3 protein-coding genes and 1 pseudogene are annotated in these 4405 nt (G+C 35.6%); 3 read left to right on the top strand and 1 reads right to left on the bottom strand.

Annotated features, from left to right (window positions below):
* A pseudogene (locus LDB17_RS03500) lies at nucleotides 1–198 on the bottom strand (deoxyribonuclease HsdR); the annotation flags it as partial.
* 565 nt (nucleotides 199–763) lie between these two features.
* Between LDB17_RS03500 and LDB17_RS03495 the strand changes: the two are divergent.
* The 3 genes from LDB17_RS03495 to LDB17_RS03485 form a co-directional block, all read left to right on the top strand.
* A complete protein-coding gene (locus tag LDB17_RS03495; RefSeq protein WP_252638675.1) occupies nucleotides 764–2218 on the top strand; it encodes a sodium:solute symporter in 1455 nt (484 codons plus the stop codon).
* 44 nt (nucleotides 2219–2262) lie between these two features.
* Nucleotides 2263–2556, top strand: coding sequence for a thiosulfate sulfurtransferase GlpE (gene glpE / locus LDB17_RS03490; protein ID WP_252638674.1), 294 nt, complete (start codon nucleotides 2263–2265; stop codon nucleotides 2554–2556).
* Nucleotides 2557–2821: 265 nt separating this feature from the next.
* Nucleotides 2822–4405 (top strand): 2-oxoacid:acceptor oxidoreductase subunit alpha (locus tag LDB17_RS03485; RefSeq protein ID WP_393924886.1); only part of this gene is annotated, 1584 nt, incomplete at its 3' end.

Genomic DNA, 4405 nt, shown 5'->3' with positions numbered 1-4405 from the left:
AGTAAAATCAGGGTATCCTTCCGCAGTCAAGCTCGCCAAATGAACACCTTTTTGATTGAACTCTTCTCCATAATTATAAAAATCGGCTGAACTGTATCCTCTACGATGATCCATAAAAGTATACATACCGTAAGTAGCACCTATACTCACTAATGCAACCAACGCATAGGTTGAAATATTTTTCCAAATCTTTTTCATATGCAAGTATCTTTAATTGTTTAATAACTGATTATTGTCATTCAATTTATTTTCAAATTTAAATACAAAAACTGTACACTTGATACAAGATAAGATTATTTTTTAACACTTTTAACCGAGTAAAAATCCTTTATTATTATTTTAACAATTGGAACAGACTTTTTGTCTGATTTATAAAGTTATAATGTCCTTCTTTATCACAAATCGCCTAAGATATCAATTCGTTTGAGGGATAAGAAGAACTAGAGACAAAATAAGGACGCTCTCTGCATATAATAATATAGGCTTTCATTCATTTACTTGTTTATTAATAGTCATTATTAGAAAAAACATATCCACCGAATTATTTTCAATTTCTTTATTTCTTACCTTTAGCCCTGCTTAAATTATTTTAAGTAAGACTTAAATAATTGATTCAGACATAAACCTATGCCAAATTGTCACTTCTAATTGTATTTCTCCACATTGGCAAATATAAAGAAGACTGAAATTGGCTTTGTAAGTAATACTGTCTGCATAAAACCGTTTTACAGGGATATATAAAGAATATACAGCTAATCATCTTATGGGAATCTACATACTTGTTATTATTGCAGTCTATTTTACGACGCTGTTGGTTATTTCTCATTTTGTAAGTAAAAAAAGCAGTGATAATGAAGCATTCTTTTTAGGGAATAGACAATCTCCTTGGTTTGTAGTTGCAATAGCGATGGTTGGCACATCTATCTCGGGAGTAACTTTTGTATCCGTTCCGGGAATGGTAGGCAAATTTGATATGACATACATGCAAATGGTGTTTGGCTTCACCGTTGGATATTTCGTAATAGCCTTTATTTTACTTCCCCTCTATTACAAGCTAAACCTCACGACAATATATGGTTATTTAGAAAAACGTTTTGGCTTTTATTCTTACAAAACGGGAGCTTCTTTTTTTATCCTATCTAAAATCATAGGGGCTGCCGCACGCCTATATCTAGTAGCTATTATATTGCAAACTCTTGTTTTCGATCAATGGAATATTCCATTTTTCGCAACTGTTACCGGTATCATTCTACTTATCTGGGCATATACATTTCGCAGTGGTATCAAGACCATTATATGGACAGACACACTACAAACCTCATCTCTAATACTGGGTGTTATACTCATTATATGTCAGGTTGCATCAAAGATGGACTTAGATATATCACAAGCAGTGAATGTGATCAGCAATAACGAACACTCCCGCATATTTGTTTTTGACGATTGGGCTTCCCGTCAAAACTTTTTCAAACAATTCCTGAGTGGAATATTCATTACAATTGTAATGACAGGACTCGATCAGGATATGATGCAGAAGAACTTAACATGCAAGAATCTGAGAGATGCACAAAAGAACATGATCACATACGGATTTGCATTTATCCCTATCAATCTTCTATTTTTATCATTAGGAGTCTTGCTGCTATTGTTTGCGAGCCAATTTAATATTACCCTACCCGAACACTCCGATCAGATATTGCCCGTAATGGCAACCGAATATTTAGGATTTCCCGTACTTATATTTTTCACTATCGGTATAATTGCAGCTGCCTTCTCCAGTGCTGATTCGGCATTAGCCGCATTAACAACATCCGTATGTATAGATATCCTTAATATCAAACGAGATAATGACGAGCAAGCAAAGAAGACAAGAAAAAGAGTACATCAACTCGTTAGTTTGGCATTTTTACTGGTGATCCTTATCATAAATTCTATTCATCAAGAAAACGTGTTGGACACAATTTACAAAGTAGCATCATATACTTATGGCCCATTGCTTGGCTTATTCTTCTTCGGTCTTTTCTCAAAAGTTAGCATACGAGATAGGTATGTGCCATATATATGCATACTCGCACCCGCACTAAGCTATCTCATTGAATTTCTTTCTCTAAGGTTATTTTCTTACACGGTAGGATATGAAATATTATTACTTAACGGACTGTTAACCGCTATTGGTTTATTGTGCCTGAAGCACGATAAACAAACAACATCTGTATAGTTTTGTTATAGTAGTATATATAAAATTAAAAGATGTAGACTATTATGGCATTTAAACATATCAATCCCTCTCAAGCTAAAACATTATTGGATAAGAATCACGCAGTACTTGTAGACATTAGAGATGAGCTAAGCTTCAGTCTTTCTCATGATGATCGAGCAATAAATCTTTCTCAATCATCCTTACCTAAATTTCTATCCGAGACCGAAAAAGATACTCCGGTATTGGTAATTTGTTACCATGGTAACAGTAGCCAACTTGCAGCAGATTTTTTATCGCAACAAGGATTCTCAGATGTATATAGTATTGATGGAGGATATGAAGAATGGAAAGAATAAGAAATAAAGAAACACATATATCTAAATGTTATATTATTACCGCTTTGTCGACTATAAATATATTGTTTGACGATAAAATATAGAAAAACGCAATTTATTTTTAAATATAAGAACTCTATTAGTTTAGCCTATCCGAACATAAAAAAGTTTTATCAACAAAGTAGTATTATTTTGATATTTTTCATATAAATAAGTTTGTTTATTCATGAATACTTTTTTCCTTTGTTTAAGATTAAATAAATACTATCTGTTATTAAAGTAAGTAATGCAAAACACAGTAAAAATTAAGGACGTAAAAGACATAGTCGTACGTTTTTCTGGCGATTCGGGAGATGGTATGCAGTTAACCGGAACCATTTTCTCAAACCTCTCTGCTATCTTTGGAAATCAGATAGCTACATTCCCCGATTTTCCTGCAGAAATCAGAGCACCTCAAGGTACTCTGTATGGAGTTTCAGGCTTTCAAGTACATTTAGGTAACCAAATTTACAACTCAGGTGATATGTCTGATGTGTTGGTTGCAATGAACCCTGCTGCTTTGAAAGTAAACGCCAAATCATTGAAAAAAGATTCTGTTATAATTATCGATACAGACTCTTTCGGAAAACGTGATTTGGAAAAAGCTCTATTTGCTACCGAAGATCCATTTACAGAATTAGGACTGACAACACAGCAGATAATCTCCGTACCGATAACAACACTAACTAAGAGTAGCCTCGAAGGTATGGAAATGGATATGAAATCTCGTGTCAGAAGTAAAAATATGTTTGCATTAGGACTTGTATGCTGGTTATTTAATCGTCCATTGGATGTAGCTAACCATATACTTTCTAACAAATTTGCAAAGAAACCGGTTTTGGTAGAAGCAAATCTTAAAGTACTAGCCGATGGATTTAATTACGGACATAATACCAATATGTCTATCTCTTCATATAGGGTAGAAACAGTAAATATCGATAAAGGATACTATATAGATATTAATGGAAATACAGCAACAGCATATGGTTTGATTGCTGCTTCCGAGAATTCAGGAAAACCGCTGTTCTTGGGTTCATACCCAATTACTCCGGCAACAGACATTTTGCAAGAACTCGTTAAATTTAAACAATTAGGAGTTAAAGCAATTCAGGTAGAAGATGAAATAGCCGGTGTATGTACGGCTATAGGCGCTAGTTTTGCGGGTAACTTAGCAGTTACATCCACATCCGGACCGGGTTTAGCCCTCAAAGGTGAAGCTATAGGGTTGGCTGTAATGGCTGAATTGCCACTTATTGTTATCGATGTTCAACGAGGAGGCCCATCTACAGGCCTGCCAACTAAAACAGAACAAACCGACCTCAGACAAGCACTATATGGTCGCAATGGCGAAAGTCCTATTGTAGTACTGGCAGCAGCTAGTCCTACAGATTGCTTTGACATGGCCTATTGGGCATCTAAGATCGCATTAGAGCGTGTTATGCCTGTGATCCTGTTAACAGATGGTTATATAGCAAACGGTTCTTCGGCATGGCGTATTCCAGACTTAGACCAATATCCGGCAATAACTCCGCATGATGTTTCACAATACACAGGCAACGAATGGAATAGTGCGTTACGTAATGATGAAACAATGGTTCGCTACTGGGCTGAAGCAGGCTTAGAAGGTTATACACACCGTATTGGTGGACTTGAAAAAGACTTTAAAACCGGAGCCATCTCTACCGACGCAGCTAACCATCAAAAAATGACTGATGTCAGACAACAAAAAGTAGATAAAGTGGCGGATATAATTCCTCAACTGGAGCTAATTGGCGGAGAAGATGCCGGATATTGGTCTAAGTCTGGAATACGCCATGCCGAAGAACCGTTT

Origin of the sequence: Dysgonomonas sp. Shenzhen-Wh21 (assembly GCF_043392705.1) — a bacterium.
GTDB lineage: Bacteria > Bacteroidota > Bacteroidia > Bacteroidales > Dysgonomonadaceae > Dysgonomonas.
The sequence above is the reverse complement of the archived record's forward strand: the minus strand, read 5'-3'. Positions and strand labels throughout refer to the sequence as shown.

What these genes read in the sequence shown, in the direction of transcription:
- LDB17_RS03495 (WP_252638675.1), top strand. Translation starts at nt 764, where the DNA reads ATGGGAATCTACATACTTGTTATTATTGCAGTCTATTTTACGACGCTG.
- glpE (WP_252638674.1), top strand. Translation starts at nt 2,263, where the DNA reads ATGGCATTTAAACATATCAATCCCTCTCAAGCTAAAACATTATTGGAT.